A 16,300-nucleotide genomic window follows, 5' to 3' on the forward strand; every position below is an offset into this window, starting at 1 on the left:
AGAAGAATAAAAATGGGTCTGTTGAGTCTTGCAATCTGGACACCGATTGCGTTTGGCGTGCTGTTGCTCGCCATCGGGCGCGATGAGCACGCGCGTGCCGTGCGCTGGCTGGCGCTCGTCGGCGCGCTGATCGGCTTCCTGGTCACGCTGCCTTTGTACGATGGCTTCAAGCTGGGTACAGCAGCCATGCAGTTTGTGGAGAAGGCTGACTGGATCGAGCGCTTCAACGTCCACTACCACCTTGGGGTGGACGGCATTTCCTTCTGGTTCGTGCCGCTGACAGCATTTATCACCGTCATTGTGGTGATTGCTTCCTGGGAGTCAATCACGGAGCGCGTGAACCAGTACATGGGCGCTTTCCTGATCCTTTCGGGGCTCATGATCGGTGTGTTCAGCGCACTCGACGGCATTCTGTTCTATGTGTTCTTCGAGGCAACGCTGATCCCGATGTATCTGATCATCGGCATCTGGGGCGGCCCCAACAAGATCTACGCAGCGTTCAAGTTCTTCCTGTATACGCTGCTCGGGTCGCTGTTGATGCTCATCGCGCTGATCTACCTGTACAACCAGTCGGGTGGCAGCTTTGACATTGCGACCTGGCATCAGCTGCCGTTGAGCGGACGTGCGCAGACCCTGCTGTTCTTCGCATTTTTTGCCGCCTTTGCCGTGAAGGTGCCCATGTGGCCCGTCCACACCTGGCTGCCCGATGTGCACGTGGAGGCGCCCACGGGCGGTTCTGCAGTGCTGGCCGCCATCATGCTGAAACTGGGTGCCTACGGTTTTCTGCGGTTTTCGCTGCCAATCGCTCCTGACGCTGCGCGCCAGTGGGCGTGGCTGATGATTGCCTTGTCGCTGATCGCCGTGATTTATGTGGGCCTGGTGGCTATGGTCCAGAAGGATATGAAGAAGCTGGTGGCTTACTCGTCGGTGGCGCACATGGGCTTTGTGACCTTGGGCTTTTTCATCTTCAACGACCTGGGCGTGTCCGGCGGTATTGTCCAGATGATTGCGCACGGTTTTGTGTCCGGTGCGATGTTCTTGTCCATCGGTGTCTTGTACGACCGTGTGCACTCCCGTGAAATCGCCGCCTATGGTGGCGTGGTCAACACCATGCCGAACTTCACGGCGTTTGCCCTGCTGTTTGCCATGGCCAACTGCGGTCTGCCGGGTACGGCCGGTTTTGTGGGTGAGTGGATGGTGATCCTGGGTGCCGTCAAGGCCAATTTCTGGATCGGTCTGGCTGCCGCCACTGCGCTGATTTTTGGTGCTGCTTACACCCTGTGGATGTTCAAGCGTGTGTACCTGGGCCCCGTGGGCAATGACAACGTCAAGGGCTTGACGGACATCGACAGCCGCGAGTTCCTGGTGCTTGCTGTGCTGGGCATCGCGGTGCTGGCCATGGGCCTCTACCCCCGTCCGTTCACCGACGTGATGGACACCTCGGTGGCAGAACTGCTCAAGCATGTCGCGCAGACCAAGCTGAACTGAACAGACCAGACTGAACTGAGAGATTCGAGATGATTGACAACATCAGCTGGCTAGCGATTTACCCCGAAATTGTGCTGTTGACGATGGCCTGCGTGATTGCGCTGGTTGATCTGGGCGTACACAGCCCTCGTCGCACCAGCACCTATGTGCTGACCATGCTCACGCTGGCCGTGGTGGCTGCCCTGCAGGCCATGTATGCCAGCAGCGGTAACACCTTCTACGGTTTTGGCAACATGGTGGTGAGTGACGCCATGGGCAATTGGCTCAAGTGTTTTGCCACCGTGGCCATGATGGTCACCCTGGTGTATGGCCGCCCCTATGCTGCCGACCGCGACATGTTGCGGGGGGGCGAGCTCTTCACGCTGTCCATGTTCGCTTTGCTCGGCATGTTCATCATGATCTCGGGCAACAACTTCCTGGTGATCTACCTGGGGCTTGAGTTGCTCACGCTGTCGAGCTATGCCCTGGTGGCATTGCGTCGCGACAACGCTACCGCCACAGAAGCGGCCATGAAGTATTTTGTGCTGGGCGCCATGGCCAGTGGCTTCCTGCTGTATGGGTTGTCCATGGTGTACGGTGCCACGGGCTCGCTGGATATTGGCCAGGTGTTCAAGGCAGTCAATTCCGGTCAGATCAAGCATCAGGTGCTGGTGTTCGGCTTGGTGTTTGTCGTAGCCGGTCTGGCCTTCAAGCTGGGGGTGGTGCCCTTCCACATGTGGATTCCCGATGTCTACCAGGGCGCACCCACTGCAGTGACGCTGATGATTGGTGGTGCGCCCAAGCTGGCTGCATTTGCCATCACCATCCGTTTGTTGGTGGATGGTCTGCTGCCCCTGGCTATCGACTGGCAACAGATGCTGGCCGTGTTGGCGATTGGTTCTTTGCTCGTGGGTAATCTGGCAGCCATTGCGCAGACCAACCTCAAGCGCATGCTGGCCTACTCCACCATCTCCCAGATGGGCTTCGTGCTGCTGGGCCTGATGTCCGGGGTCATCAATGGCAACGTGGACGCCACTGCGGTGGAGAACGCCTACAGCGCCTCGATGTTCTACGTCATTACCTATGTGTTGACCACGCTGGCGGCCTTTGGTGTGATCCTGCTGCTGGCCCGGGAAGGTTTTGAGAGCGAAGAGATTTCCGATTTCGCAGGCCTCAACCAGCGAAGCCCCCTGTATGCGGGCGTGATGGCTGTCTGCCTGTTCTCCATGGCAGGTATTCCTCCTCTGGTGGGCTTCTATGCCAAGCTGGCGGTTCTTCAAGCCCTGATCGCTTCGGGGCAGACCATTTACATGGCGATGGCTGTGTTTGCCGTGATCATGTCGCTGATCGGTGCGTTCTACTACCTGCGGGTGGTGAAAGTCATGTATTTCGACGCACCCTTGACCGCTACCAATGTATCGGCGCCCGCCGATGTGCGCGTGGTGCTGACCATCAACGGCGCTTTGGTGCTGGTGTTGGGCTTGCTGCCAGGCGGTTTGATGGCCCTGTGTGCCGACGCCGTGGTCCGCGCACTGGCGACCTGATCGGTAGCCTGCGCGCACACGTCGCGCGGGCTACTGCTCCCATTCCCAATTTGCTGCCTCGATCAGTTCCTCTGTGTCACTTACCGGTTCGGTTTGGCTTGTGATTGTGGCGGCTTTGATTGCCGCCAATCTGCCCTTCGTCAATCAGCGCTGGCTGGTGGTGGGCCCCTCCGTCGCCAACGGCAAGCCTCTGGTCGGGCGCATGGCCGAACTGATCGTTTTGTACTTCTTGGTGGGCGGGATGGCTCTGTTATTGGAGCGTCGTGCAGGCCAAATTGCACCTCAGGGCTGGGAGTTTTACGCCATCACCGGCACCATGTTTCTCACGCTGGCCTTCCCCGGGTTTGTCTATCGGTATCTGCTGCGGCGCCACGGCTGAAGCAGCGGTCGGTTCCGGGCAGAGCCATTCGATAAAGCCTTGAGGGCACTTCCCCGTTGCCAGCAGTAGGCCGGCAGATGGGGTGGAGCACTTCTGAACACAACTCTGCACCTGGACGTTGATGTGCCTGGTGCCGCCAGTCATTGGATTGCGCTCACCAGCGTACGATGCATCTTATGAAGGTACTGGATCTCCAATGTCAGCACGGCCATGTGTTTGAAGGCTGGTTTGGTTCTGAAGATGACTTTCAGAGCCAGAAGCAGCGCGGGTTGGTGCAGTGCCCTTTGTGCGCAGACGTCCATATCGACAAGCGGCTGAGCGCGCCGCGCCTGAATCTGGGCGCCCGCGAGCCCGCCGCAGCTGCGGCGGCACCGTCCGGCACAACTTCTGTTTCACATGCTGTTTCCAGCGCGCAGGTCGAGGCATCGACGCTTCCCCCGGCGCTACAGGCAGCGTGGCTGGAGCTGGCCCGCAAGGTCGTCGCGAATACCGAAGATGTAGGCTCCCGGTTTGCCGACGAAGCCAGGCGCATGCACCACGGCGAGGTTCAGGATCGGGCCATTCGTGGCCAGGCCACCGCGCAGGAGGCGTTGCAGTTGCTGGATGAGGGCATTGCGGTCATGCCGTTGCCAGCGGCAGTCAAGGAAACCCTGCAGTAGCCACTGCACCCGGTCCTGGGGGTGGACCTTGCGGAATGGTGCCGGGATCAACTGGTGAACTGCAGTGCAGCCAGGCGCGCATACACCCCACCTTGTGCCATCAATGCGCTATGGGTGCCTTGCTCCACGATCTGACCATGGTCCAGCACCACGATGCGGTCGGCATTTTGTACCGTGGCCAGGCGGTGGGCGATTACCAGCGTGGTCCTTCTGCCCGTGTGGCGCTGCATGGCGGTGTCCAGCGCGGCCTGCACCATGCGCTCACTTTCTGCGTCCAGTGCGCTGGTGGCCTCGTCCAGCAGCAACAGGGGCGGATTTTTGAGCATGGCTCGGGCAATGGCGATGCGTTGGCGCTGGCCGCCCGATAGGCGTACACCCCGTTCGCCCAGAAACGTGTGGTAGCCCTCGGGCAGGGCTGCGATGAAGTCATGCGCAAAGGCAGCCCGGGTGGCCGCTATGACCTCTTCGTCGGAGGCATCCGGACGGCCATAGCGGACGTTGTCCATGGCCGAGGCGGAGAAAATCACGGCATCCTGGGGCACGGTGCCCGTATGGGCGCGCAGTGTGTCCAAGCTCAGGTCGCGGATGTCCACACCGTTCAACAGGATGCGTCCCGCTCGTGAACCCTGAGCACCCGCCTCCCTGCCCCTATCCACGTCATAAAAGCGCTGCAGCAACTGAAACACCGTGGTCTTGCCTGCCCCGCTGGCGCCCACCAGTGCCACAGTCTCTCCGGGTGACAGGTGCAGCGAGAAGTTCTGCAGCGCGGGCTGATCCGGGCGCGACGGGTAGTGAAACTGCACGTTGTCAAACTGCACCTCCAGCCCTTGATCCGAAGTGGGCAGCCGCTTGGGTGTCGCAGGGTTTGCCACGGGGGAACGGCTCGACAGCAACTCCATCAAGCGCTCGGTGGCGCCGGCAGCACGCAGCAGGTCTCCGTACACTTCGCCCAGTACTGCCACCGCGCTCGCCAGCAGAATCACGTACACCACGGTCTGGCCCAGGTGGCCCGCACTCATCTGCCCTGCCAGCACGGCTTCTGTGCCCCGGTACAACCCCCACAGCAGAAGGGCCGCGTTGGCGATGATGATGAAGGCCACGAGCAAGGCGCGTGCCTTGGTGCGCTTGGCCGCCGCGCTAAAGGCGTCTTCCGTGGCCCGCGCAAACCTTGAGGCCTCGCGTGGCTCAGCGGTATAGCTCTGCACAACCGGGATGGCGTTGAGCACTTCGGCCGCGATGGCGCTGGAGTCGGCCACGCGGTCCTGGCTGTCGCGTGACAATCGGCGCACCCTGCGACCGATCCACATCGTGGGCAGCACCACCAGCACGACGGCCAGCAGTACCACCGACATCACATAGGGATTCGTCCACACCAGCATGACCAGGGCACCCAGACCCAGAACCGCATTGCGCAGCCCCATGGACAGCGATGAGCCGACCACGGTCTGCACCAGCGTCGTGTCCGACGTCAGCCGCGACAGCACCTCGCCGGTTTGGGTGGTCTCGAAGAACTGGGGGCTTTGCTGCAGCACATGGGTGTAGACGGCGTTGCGCAGGTCAGCGGTGACGCGCTCGCCCAGCCAGCTCACCATATAAAAGCGCGCGGCCGAAAACCCGCCCAGTGCCATGGCCACCGCAAACAGCTCTTCAAAATGCCCACGAAGGGCCATGGCCTGCGCTCCCCGGTCACCCGTCGCAGAGACTAGGCCTCCATCGATGAGATTGCGCAGTGCCATGGGAAACGCCAGTGTGGCCAATGCCGCCAGCACCAGGAACACCAGCGACAGTGCAATGCGCGCCCGATAAGGGCGCAAAAAGGGCAGCAGTCCCATGAGCGACCGGGGCGCACCGCGGGTGGGCGTGGAGGAGGAGGGGGAGGGCATCGTGGCAGTGTAGGCGGCGCAGCCGGGCGCTGCAGAAGGAGGAGGCACAGCCTCTCTCTCGCTGTAGGTGGTGCCCACGGTGGTGAATACCAAGGCCTGTCAGCAAAAAGTCAGTGAGGGGCGCGGCGCTGCACCACCACCGCGTGTGGTCTTTTGTGCCTGCCACGGCGCCAGATTGAGCATTGGCGCGCTGCCCGCGCCCGTACATCCCCAGCGCCATGCGCCCTCAGGGCGGGTACGTAGGCATTTATACATAGGCATTAGTCCCAGTATCTACCGCGGGGTAGGGAGACATACGATGCGTTGCGATCCAACCTCCCCGGAGACCTTGTTGCAAGGCTCCTCATTTCAGCACCTTACGGAGCGGCCAAGGCGCAATGAGCGACGTCATTCTTGAAACCAACAGCCTGACCAAAGAGTTCAAGGGCTTCACCGCCGTCAGTGACGTGAACCTGGCCGTTCGGCGCGGGTCCATCCACGCGCTGATCGGCCCCAACGGTGCAGGCAAGACCACATGCTTCAACCTGCTCACCAAGTTTCTGGAGCCGACTTCGGGTGTCATCCGCTTCAACGGCCATGACATCACGCGAGAGCAGCCCGCACAGATTGCACGCCGTGGAGTGATCCGCTCGTTCCAGATCTCGGCCGTGTTCCCGCACCTGACACTCATCGAGAACGTGCGCCTGGGCCTGCAGCGCAAGCTGGGCACTTCGTTCCATTTCTGGCGCAGCGAGCGCACCCTGCGGCAACTGGACGACCGTGCCATGCAATTGCTGACCGAGGTGGGACTGGAAGACCTGGCCGATGAAGTGACCGTGAACCTGCCCTATGGCCGCAAGCGCGCACTGGAGATCGCGACCACGCTGTCCATGGAGCCCGAGTTGATGCTGCTGGACGAGCCCACGCAGGGCATGGGCCACGAAGACGTGGACCGCGTTACGCAACTCATCAAGAAGGTCTCGGCAGGCCGCACCATCCTGATGGTGGAACACAACATGAAGGTGGTGTCGACCATCGCAGACCGTATCACCGTGCTGCAGCGCGGCGCCGTGCTGGCCGAAGGCCCCTACGCAGAAGTCTCCAACAACCCCCAAGTCATGGAAGCCTACATGGGCACGACCGACGGCCAACTGCAGGGAGCGCACTGATGGCTGGCGCTCCCGCACTCGAAATCAAGAACCTCGAAGCCTGGTACGGCGAGTCGCATGTGCTGCACGGCGTGGACATCGTCGTCCAGCCGGGCGAGGTGGTCACGCTGCTGGGCCGCAACGGTGCAGGCCGCACCACCACCATGCGCGCCATCATGGGGCTGACCGGTGCGCGCAAGGGTTCGGTCAAGATCAACGGCGTGGAAACCGTGAACATGCCCACGCACCGTATTGCGCACCTGGGCGTGGGCTACTGCCCTGAAGAGCGTGGCATTTTCTCCAGCCTGTCGTGCGAAGAAAACCTGCTGCTGCCACCCGCCCTCAAGACGGGCACGCCGGGCATGTCGGTGCAGGAGATTTACGCCATGTTCCCCAACCTGGCCGAGCGCAAGAACAGCCAGGGCACGCGCCTGTCGGGCGGCGAACAGCAGATGCTGGCCGTGGCCCGCATCCTGCGCACCGGCGCCAACCTGCTGCTGCTCGATGAAATCTCCGAAGGCCTGGCGCCCGTCATTGTGCAGGCCCTGGCCCGCATGATCACCATGCTGCGCCAGAAGGGCTACACCGTGGTCATGGTTGAGCAGAACTTCCGTTTTGCCGCACCGCTGGCCGACCGGTTCTACGTGATGGAGCACGGCCGCATCGTGGAGAAGTTCGGCGCTGCCGAGCTGGAAGCCAAGATGCCTGTGCTCAACGAACTGCTGGGCGTCTGAGCCACGTCCGCACCCTTTCCCTACCGCTTTCTTCCACCACACCCACAGGAGACAAATCCATGAAGAAACAACTCAAAGTGCTGGCACTGATGCTGGGCGTTGCAGGCTTGGCCACCTCGGCCGCGCACGCACAGGACAAGGTCAAGATCGGTTTCATCACCGACATGTCCAGCCTGTACGCGGACGTGGAAGGCAAGAACGGCGCAGTCGCCATCCAGATGGCCATTGATGACTTTGGCGGCAAGGTGCTGGGCATGCCCATCGAACTGATGAGCGCCGACCACCAGAACAAGGCCGACATCGCAGCCTCCAAGGCCCGCGAGTGGATCGACACCCAGGGCCTGACCATGGTGTTTGGTGGCACCAACTCCGGCACCGCACTGGCCATTGCCAAGGTAGCCGCCGAGAAGAAGCGCGTCTACATCAACAACGGCGCTGCCAGTTCGGCATTGACCAACGAACAGTGCTCGCCTTACACCGTCCACTATGCGTATGACACCGTGGCGCTGGCCAAGGGCACTGGCTCGGCCATTGTGGATGGCGGTGGCAAGAGCTGGTACTTCCTGACGGCAGACTATGCCTTCGGCCATGCGCTCGAGGCCGACACTACCTCAGTGGTCAAGGCCAAGGGCGGCAATGTGGTGGGTGCCGTGCGCCACCCGCTGAACGCGTCCGACTTCTCGTCCTTCCTGCTGCAGGCACAGAACTCCAAGGCACAGATCCTGGGCCTGGCCAATGCAGGTGGTGACACCATCAACTCCATCAAGGCTGCCAAGGAGTTCGGCATCGGCAAGAGCATGAAGCTCGCCGGCCTGCTGATCTTCATCTCCGACGTGCACAGCCTGGGCCTGCGCAATACCGAAGGCCTGCAGTTCACCACCAGCTGGTACTGGGACCTGAACGACGAGACCCGCAAGTTCTCTGCCCGCTTCTTCGAGAAAACCAAGCGCATGCCTGGTGAAATTCAAGCTGCTGACTATTCAGCCACCATGAACTACCTCAAGGCCGTGGAAGCAGCCAAGTCGGTGGATGCCGACAAGGTCATGGAAACCTGGCGCAAGATGAAGTTGAATGACTTCTTCGCCTCTGGTCAGATTCGTCCTGATGGCCGCTATGTGCACGACATGTACCTGATGGAAGTGAAGAAGCCCGCAGAGTCCACCAAGCCCTGGGACTACTACAAGCTGATCAAGAAGCTGCCTGGTGACTCGGTGTTCACCACCAAGGCCGAGAGCAAGTGCCCGCTCTGGAAGTAAACCCCTGAGAGGGCGCACACCGGCCTGGCTGTCCCTGCGGGGCGCTGGGCCCGGTGTGGTCCTCTGACCTGAACTCTCTCCACCTGCTGCTGCCTCCCATGGAAATCTTTGGTGTCTCATTGCCCGGCCTGTTGAGCCAGCTCCTTCTGGGGCTGGTCAACGGATCGTTCTACGCAATCCTCAGCCTGGGGCTGGCTGTGATCTTCGGCCTGCTCAACGTCATCAACTTTGCGCACGGTGCACTGTTCATGACCGGGGCATTGCTGACATGGATGGCCATGAACTACTTCGGCATCAACTACTGGTTGATGCTGGTGCTGGCGCCGCTCGTGGTGGGGCTGTTCGGGGTGCTGATCGAGCGCTTGCTGCTGCGCTGGATCTACAAGCTTGATCACCTGTACGGGCTGCTGCTCACGCTGGGCCTGACCCTGCTGATCGAAGGCGTGTTCCGCTCCATCTATGGCGTGTCGGGCCTGGGCTACGACACACCCGAACTGCTGGAAGGCGCGACCAATCTCGGCTTCATGATCATGCCCAACTACCGCGCTTGGGTGGTGGTCGCGTCGGTGGTGATCTGTCTGGCCACCTGGTATGTGATCGAAAAAACCAAGCTCGGCGCCTATCTGCGTGCCGGTACCGAAAACCCGCGCCTGGTGGAGGCCTTCGGCATCAACGTGCCGGTGATGGTGACCCTGACCTACGCCTTTGGTGCCGCACTGGCCGCCTTTGCCGGTGTGCTGGCCGCCCCCGTGTACCAGGTCACCCCGCTCATGGGCCAGAACCTGATCATCGTGGTGTTTGCCGTGGTGGTGATTGGCGGCATGGGCTCCATCATGGGCTCCATCTTGACCGGGCTGGGCCTGGGAGTGATCGAAGGTTTCACCAAGGTGTTCTACCCCGAAGCGTCTTCCACCGTGGTGTTTGTCATCATGGTCATCGTTCTTCTCATTCGCCCCGCCGGCCTGTTCGGCAAAGAAAAATAAGGGGCCGCCAGCATGAATTCCAAGAACACTGCCACCATTGGTTACGGCCTGCTGTTGCTGGCCCTCATTGCCGCGCCTTTTCTCGGCGCCTATCCCGTCTTCGTGATGAAGCTCATGTGCTTTGCACTGTTTGCTTCCGCGTTCAACCTGCTGCTCGGTTACACCGGCCTGCTGTCTTTTGGCCATGCGGCCTTCCTCGGTGGCGCTGCCTATGTGGCTGGCCACGCCATCAAGGTGTGGGGCCTGACGCCTGAAGTGGGCCTGCTGCTCGGCACCGCCGGTGGCGCGCTGCTGGGCCTGCTGTTTGGCTGGCTGGCCATTCGCCGCCAGGGCATCTACTTCTCCATGATCACGCTGGCGCTGGCGCAGATGCTGTTCTTCGCCTGTCTCCAAGCCCCCTTCACGGGTGGTGAGGACGGCTTGCAGGGTGTGCCGCGCGGCAAGCTGTTTGGCGTGATCGATCTGCAAAGCGACCTCGTCATGTACTACGTCGCGCTGGTCATCGTGGTCGCAGCGTTCTTGCTGATCGTGCGCACCATCCACTCGCCGTTTGGCCAGGTGCTCAAGGGCATCAAGGAGAACGAGCCCCGCGCGATCTCGCTGGGCTATGACACGCACCGCTTCAAGCTGCTGGCCTTTGTGTTGTCGGCGGCTCTGGCGGGCCTTGCAGGCTCTCTCAAGACCCTGGTGCTCGGCTTTGCCACGCTGTCCGATGTGCACTGGACCGCGTCGGGCCAGGTCATCCTGATGACGCTGGTAGGCGGCCTGGGCACGCTGTCGGGCCCGCTCATCGGCTCGGCCGTGGTGGTGCTGCTGGAGAACAAGATCGGCGAATTCGGCAACCTGCTGGCCGCACTGACCAGCGTGGAATGGTTCAAGACCCTGGGCGAATCCGTCACCATGGTCACGGGCCTGATCTTCGTGATCTGCGTGCTGGCCTTCCGCCGCGGCATCATGGGCGAGATCATCGCCTGGCTGGCGCAGCGCCGCGCAGGCAACTCCGCCAAGCATTGAGGGGGTGACGCCGCCCGATCTGGCGGTATCTTTCTGACATCAAGCCGCTGCAGCCTTCACAGGCGCAGCGGCTTTGCGTATCCAGTCATCTCCAGGTAACCCCTGCCCACGGGCTGGCCTGTGGCACCCATCAGGTCCGACAGCCCTTCCCAATAGATCGCACCCGTCGATCCGCTGCTGTCCAGCTCCTGGCTGTCCAGCAGCGCGTTCACTGCAAAGCTGCCTGCGGGCGTCTGCACCTGCCATTGCACCGGGTAGCGCGCGCCACTGCGTGGGCTGGTCCACCACCGCATGGGGGTGAACGCCACAGACTGCGCCCCAAACACCTGCACCGGCTGCCCGGGTGCCCGCCACGATCCCCCAGCCCACAGCGCTGATCCATCGGCCCGCCGCAGTCGGAATGCCGTGAGCGCGCTGCCGTCGTGCAGGTTCATGCCGATCCAGTCCCACCCCTGCGCGTCGGGGTGCAGCAGTGCCTCGCTCCACTCGTGGTCCATCCAGGCGCGGCCCGTGTCGGGTGTCACCGCCATGCGTTTGTTGCCCACCTGCAAGGTGCCGCTGACGGCGAGCTGGGGCTGGCTGTAGTAGTAGCTGGCCTGCTCGGCGTCCGGCCCCTTGCGGGACAGCCCTTGCTGCCCCTGCAGCAGCACGGGCTGGGTGCTGTCAAACACCAGGTCCAGCCCAAAATCGCTGCCCACGATGTGGGTGGTGTAGCGGCTGGCTGCAAAGTCTGACTTGCCGCGCGCTGTGTCGCTGCGCTCCAGCGTCCAGTCCTGCAGGCGGATGCGGGTGTCGGCCTCACTGGCCTGCGCCACCCCAAAACCGGCACGCGCAATCCGCTGGTCATGCACCAGCTGCTGGCCTCGCACATCGGTGATGGCGGCGTGCGCAAACAGCAGGTGTTTGGCCGCAAAGGCGGACTGCAACTGCTGCGTGCCATCCACCCGCGAGCGGAAGAACGTGATCTGAAAACCCCAGGGCTGCCCCTGCGCCTGCACATGGCCGGTGATGTACCACCACTCGGTGCGCAGCTCCGGGTGGCTGCCGTGGTCGCGCGGAAATGCCAGCGTGCGTGCAGGCAAGGCATGCGCGGAAAGGGGCAACCACCCCGCAGCCCCGATGGCGGCCAGGCCCCAGTGCATCTGTTGCGCCAGCCACCGCCGGCGCGTGACCATGGGACCGGGGGCAAGCGGCAAAGAACCTGGGGGCAATGGGTGGGAGGGCATGGTGCAGTGCGTGGCTGGCATCAGCCGATCAGGCCATCCACCTTCTGCTGCGCAGCCGAGCAATCGCCAAACGTGCGGTCCACCCATGCCGTGTCGAAGTACGTGGGCAGATACCGTTCGCCCGCATCACACAGCAGCGACAGGATGGAGCCGCGCTCGCCCCGCTCGTGCATCTCGCTGGCCAGCGTGAGCATGGCCACAAAGTTGGTGCCCGTGGACGGGCCCACGCGCCGCCCCAGCAACTGCGACAGCGCGCGCATGGCGGCGATGGATTCGCAGTCCGCCACATCCACCATGCGGTCCACCAGCGTGCGGATGAAGCTCGGCTCCACACGCGGGCGCCCAATGCCTTCAATGCGCGATCCTGGCGCCGTCAGCTGGGCATCGCCTGTGCGGTGGTAGGCGCTGAACACCGACCCCGCCGGGTCGGCCACACACACCTGCGTGGCATGGCGCTGGTAGCGCACATAGCGGCCAATGGTCGCACTGGTGCCACCCGTGCCCGCGCCCACCACAATCCAGCGCGGCACAGGGTGCGGCTCGCGCGCCATCTGCGTGAACATGCTCTCGGCAATGTTGTTATTGCCCCGCCAGTCGGTCGCGCGCTCGGCGTACGTGAACTGGTCCATGTAGTGGCCGCCGGTCTCCCCGGCAATCGCACGGGCCGCGTCATACACAGCGCCCGCGCTGTCCACAAAGTGGCAACGCCCGCCATGGAACTCGATCTGCGCCACTTTCTCGGGTGACGTGCTGCGCGGCATCACCGCCACAAACGGCAGGCCGAGCAGCCGGGCAAAGTAAGCCTCACTCACCGCTGTGGAGCCGCTGGACGACTCGACGATGGTCGAGCCCTCATGCACCCAGCCATTGCACAGCGCATACAGAAACAGCGACCGCGCCAGCCGGTGCTTGAGGCTGCCCGTGGGGTGGGTGGATTCGTCCTTGAGGTACAGGTCAATGCCATGCGCGGCAAACGCGGGCAGGCGCAGTGGGATCAGGTGGGTGTCAGCGCTGCGCTGGTAGTCTGCTTCGATGCGGGCGATGGCTTCGTGGAGCCATCGAGTAGGGGAGGGCGGGATCTGCATGTGCGCATTGTCGCAGCGCCTTCAGCCTGTACCGTGCTGGAGGTCACAGTCCGTAGAACGCCTGATTTGCTTCAATGCGTTGGGCTTGGTCCGTCGGGTATCGGCGCTCGGCCAGCAGCCGCTGCAGCGCAGCACGGCCCAGGTCTCGGTGGGGGGTGTAGAAGGCACTGACGGCCAGTTCATCCAGTGCACGCCATGCGTACACCTGTGTATCCACAAAAAGAATGTCCGCAGGTTGCGGAATCTGTGACGCCTGCAAGGCAAACACGGTGGCAAGTGCATGTTCGGCCCGTTCGCGGTGATAGCGGGCCAGTTCGCACAGGGGCTCAGCTCTCTGCGGGCGGGCCGCGTAGGCAGCCAGATAAGCATTGCGCACGGTGATGGGTGGGGCCTGGTTGCGCTCATGCAGCACGGCGATCTGGAACAGGGCATACCAGCGTTCTTCGTCCCACCCCCCCATGTCAACCCGTCGCTGGTACCACTGCAAGCTGGGTTCGATTTTCCCGGCATCGCGGCAGCTCTGGGCAAGGTAAAAAACGTTGCGTGTATTCGTGGGGTCATCCCGCACTGCCTGTTCCAGCAGCGCCATGTCGCGCAGGTAGGTCTCCGGGTCGCGCGCTCGGGCGCCATCGTGGGATACGTGGATGACGGGCCCTTGCAGGGTCTGCCAGGGGCCATGCTGCTTGGCCGTAAGGTACTCGTGCAGCACACCCTCCCAGCGCCAGCCGATGCGTGTGGCCACCAGGCTGTTGCGCTGGTATTCCCAGCCGTCCATATGGCAGGTGAGGGTGTACCCATCGGCCGAGAGCGCGGGCCAGACAAAGTCTGGCGATACGCGCAGTTGCTCATCGGCATCAATGAAGAGCAGGTAGTCGCCATGAGGGCGTGCCAGCTCCAGTGCTTCGTTGCGGTTGTGCGCAAAGTTCTTCCAGGGGCGCTCATGCAGAGTGCCGGGAATGTCTCGCATGAACTCACGGACGATGTCCTGTGTGTCATCGGTAGAGCCCGTATCAACGATGACCCAATGGTCTATCCAGGGCTTCACCGAAGCGAGGCACCGGGTGATCACCGGTGCCTCGTTCTTCACGATCATGTTCAGGCAGATAGGGAGGGGGCTCACTAAGGGAGGGCTGCGCTTTGCGCGCGCTCGGTTGAATGGGTTGGATATACCTTACTGGCAAATAGCGAATGCTTCTGCGGAGAGGTCGTTGAAAACCGAGTACTGGCAGGTCCATTGCGTGGATGAAGATGGGTAGCCCCCCTCAAAGTAGCTGCCTCCCCTCCCTGCGGTGATGCGGCAGCCGCCGTTGACCACCGTCTTGCCCGCAGTGCAAGTGGCAGTCAGCTCGACATCTGCAGTATTGGTTGGGGGTGTGTGGTCGGCCAGCAACCAGTTTCCAGTGTTGCTCACGGTGGTCAGAGACACGGTTCCTGCGCCGGTGGGACCGGTAGCGCCAGTTGCCCCGGTGGCGCCCGCAGGGCCTTGAATCCCCTGGGTGCCCTGTGGTCCGGGCACAGTGCTGTCGGCCCCGGTGGCGCCTGTGGGGCCCACCGCTCCAGCGGCTCCCACAGGGCCTGTTGCNTGAATCCCCTGGGTGCCCTGTGGTCCGGGCACAGTGCTGTCGGCCCCGGTGGCGCCTGTGGGGCCCACCGCTCCAGCGGCTCCCACAGGGCCTGTTGCACCGGTTGGGCCGGTTGCACCGGTAGCGCCTGCTCCCGTGGCACCGGTGGCGCCCGTGGCGCCCGTTGCCCCGGTGGGTCCCGTTGCGCCAGTTGCCCCAGTGGCACCTGCTGCTCCCGCGCTGCCTGTGGGGCCGGTCGTTCCAATGGCTCCAGTAGCGCCTGTCGGGCCTGTTGCACCGGTGGCGCCAGTGCCGATACCGCTGGCGCAAGGGCCCAGGCGACCTGTGGGAGCATCAAAGCAGGTGAGACTGGTGTTGGGCGTTGCGCCGCTCAGGCCCGGGGCCCGCACTTCACCACTGTCCTGTACCCGAAAGCGTTCCTGGGTGCCGGCGGAGTTCTTGATCACAAAGCCACCACCACTGGGGACAGTGGCGGAGATGTCGGCGGCCAGGGCCAGCGGCGTGTGCAAGGCATAGGCTGCGCTCAGTGCAACCATCAGGCGAAGGGGATGGAAGGGGAATGTCATGGCAAATCGCTCCTGGTTGCAGATATCAAGCGTGCGGTGCTGGGGCACCACGGCGGTGGTGCCAGAAGGCAGCCATGCCCATCAGGAGTGCCAGAAGCATCAAGCCGTACTCGCTGAGTGTCGGGATGCTGCTGGCCGCAACGGCCGCGCCGATTTGAACGTTACCCGCCACAGTGGCGAAGGTGCGGTTGACTGTTGCGCCGGGCCCGAGGTTGATGACGGCAGTGCCGCCACCCGAAGAGATCAGCTGGATGTTTTGTCCCGGTGCTCCTTGAAGCGTCAGGGTCCCCAACACGGTGATGTTGGTACCTGCCGGAATGACAAAGGTACGTCCCGTGGAGCTAGACAAAGTCAGATTGCGAAACACCAAGGTGCCTGAAAGCTGGCTGGTATTGCCTATGCATCCGTCTGTGAGCACCACAGAGCCGGTCTCGGGGTTGAACGTGCCGGAGCTGCTCAGGTTGCCGCCCACTTGAAGCAGGCCGGTGCCGCCGTTGAAAACCCCCGAGCCAGCGATGTCGAGGTTGCTGCCTGTCGAGAACTGGCCGGCACCGATGATCAGGGAGCCTTCCACCTGCACGGGGAGGCAGCCGATATCCCAAGAGCCTCCTCCGGACATGTCAATCGAAGCGCCAGCGCCCACGACATATTGCGACCACGCGGGGGCGATGAGGCCGCAACAGAGCACGGCTGCGGCGGCCATATGCCGGAATACTGATTTCATGGATTTCCCTCTTACTCTTATGTACGTTATGTACGCGGCAGCTCAGTCTTGCATTGCCACGTGACTGTGC

The 16,300-nt window shown here is 62.7% G+C and carries 14 protein-coding genes and 1 pseudogene; 9 read left to right on the forward strand and 6 right to left on the reverse strand.

Features of this window, described 5'->3' with window-relative positions; genetic code table 11:
* Positions 1–12: 12 nt before the first annotated feature.
* The 4 genes from ASD75_RS20730 (at position 13) to ASD75_RS20745 (ending at position 4,049) form a co-directional block, all read left to right on the forward strand.
* Positions 13–1,488: an NADH-quinone oxidoreductase subunit M gene (locus tag ASD75_RS20730; RefSeq protein WP_056061577.1), complete on the forward strand. Its 1,476-nt coding sequence runs from the start codon at positions 13–15 to the stop codon at positions 1,486–1,488.
* Between the two features lie 29 nt (positions 1,489–1,517).
* Positions 1,518–3,011 carry an NADH-quinone oxidoreductase subunit NuoN gene (gene nuoN, locus ASD75_RS20735; protein ID WP_056061579.1) on the forward strand — a complete coding sequence of 498 codons (1,494 nt, stop codon included), beginning with the start codon at positions 1,518–1,520 and terminating at the stop codon, positions 3,009–3,011.
* 73 nt (positions 3,012–3,084) lie between these two features.
* Positions 3,085–3,390, forward strand: a complete 306-nt coding sequence (locus ASD75_RS20740; RefSeq protein ID WP_056061582.1) for a DUF2818 family protein — start codon at positions 3,085–3,087, stop codon at positions 3,388–3,390.
* Between the two features lie 176 nt (positions 3,391–3,566).
* Positions 3,567–4,049 carry a DUF1178 family protein gene (locus tag ASD75_RS20745; protein WP_056747687.1) on the forward strand — a complete coding sequence of 161 codons (483 nt, stop codon included), beginning with the start codon at positions 3,567–3,569 and terminating at the stop codon, positions 4,047–4,049.
* 47 nt (positions 4,050–4,096) lie between these two features.
* Here the strand turns inward: ASD75_RS20745 and ASD75_RS20750 are convergent, their stop codons facing one another.
* The gene (locus ASD75_RS20750) at positions 4,097–5,932 is read right to left on the reverse strand and encodes an ABC transporter transmembrane domain-containing protein (protein ID WP_056747772.1); all 1,836 of its coding nucleotides are present in this window, start codon (positions 5,930–5,932) and stop codon (positions 4,097–4,099) included.
* Between the two features lie 377 nt (positions 5,933–6,309).
* On the opposite strand from ASD75_RS20750, the gene ASD75_RS20755 reads away from it, so the two are divergent.
* The 5 genes from ASD75_RS20755 (at position 6,310) to ASD75_RS20775 (ending at position 11,046) form a co-directional block, all read left to right on the forward strand.
* Positions 6,310–7,080 carry an ABC transporter ATP-binding protein gene (locus ASD75_RS20755; RefSeq protein WP_015013285.1) on the forward strand — a complete coding sequence of 257 codons (771 nt, stop codon included), beginning with the start codon at positions 6,310–6,312 and terminating at the stop codon, positions 7,078–7,080.
* A complete protein-coding gene (locus tag ASD75_RS20760) occupies positions 7,080–7,793 on the forward strand; it encodes an ABC transporter ATP-binding protein (protein WP_056747689.1) in 714 nt (237 codons plus the stop codon). The genes ASD75_RS20755 and ASD75_RS20760 overlap by 1 nt, the downstream gene beginning before the upstream one ends.
* A gap of 59 nt (positions 7,794–7,852) precedes the next feature.
* On the forward strand, positions 7,853–9,049 hold the full coding sequence (locus ASD75_RS20765) for an ABC transporter substrate-binding protein (RefSeq protein WP_056747691.1): 1,197 nt from the start codon (positions 7,853–7,855) through the stop codon (positions 9,047–9,049).
* Between the two features lie 98 nt (positions 9,050–9,147).
* The gene (locus tag ASD75_RS20770; RefSeq protein WP_056747693.1) at positions 9,148–10,032 is read left to right on the forward strand and encodes a branched-chain amino acid ABC transporter permease; all 885 of its coding nucleotides are present in this window, start codon (positions 9,148–9,150) and stop codon (positions 10,030–10,032) included.
* A gap of 12 nt (positions 10,033–10,044) precedes the next feature.
* The gene (locus ASD75_RS20775; protein ID WP_056747694.1) at positions 10,045–11,046 is read left to right on the forward strand and encodes a branched-chain amino acid ABC transporter permease; all 1,002 of its coding nucleotides are present in this window, start codon (positions 10,045–10,047) and stop codon (positions 11,044–11,046) included.
* A gap of 56 nt (positions 11,047–11,102) precedes the next feature.
* On the opposite strand, the gene ASD75_RS20780 is transcribed toward ASD75_RS20775, so the two are convergent.
* From ASD75_RS20780 to ASD75_RS20795, 5 genes and pseudogenes are all read right to left on the reverse strand, one after another.
* Positions 11,103–12,272, reverse strand: coding sequence for a lipocalin-like domain-containing protein (locus ASD75_RS20780; RefSeq protein WP_369817510.1), 1,170 nt, complete (start codon positions 12,270–12,272; stop codon positions 11,103–11,105).
* A 20-nt stretch (positions 12,273–12,292) separates the two neighbouring features.
* On the reverse strand, positions 12,293–13,357 hold the full coding sequence (locus tag ASD75_RS20785; RefSeq protein WP_056747696.1) for a PLP-dependent cysteine synthase family protein: 1,065 nt from the start codon (positions 13,355–13,357) through the stop codon (positions 12,293–12,295).
* 43 nt (positions 13,358–13,400) lie between these two features.
* Positions 13,401–14,450: a glycosyltransferase gene (locus tag ASD75_RS20790; protein WP_056747697.1), complete on the reverse strand. Its 1,050-nt coding sequence runs from the start codon at positions 14,448–14,450 to the stop codon at positions 13,401–13,403.
* Positions 14,451–14,528: 78 nt separating this feature from the next.
* Positions 14,529–14,939: pseudogene (locus ASD75_RS24255) on the reverse strand (collagen-like protein); the annotation flags it as partial.
* 592 nt (positions 14,940–15,531) lie between these two features.
* Positions 15,532–16,230 (reverse strand): IPTL-CTERM sorting domain-containing protein, encoded by a 699-nt coding sequence (locus ASD75_RS20795; protein ID WP_056747699.1) that lies wholly within the window; start codon positions 16,228–16,230, stop codon positions 15,532–15,534.
* Positions 16,231–16,300 lie beyond the last annotated feature (70 nt).

It is taken from the genome of Acidovorax sp. Root568, from assembly GCF_001427445.1.
In the GTDB taxonomy this organism is placed as follows: Bacteria; Pseudomonadota; Gammaproteobacteria; order Burkholderiales; family Burkholderiaceae_C; genus Acidovorax; species Acidovorax delafieldii.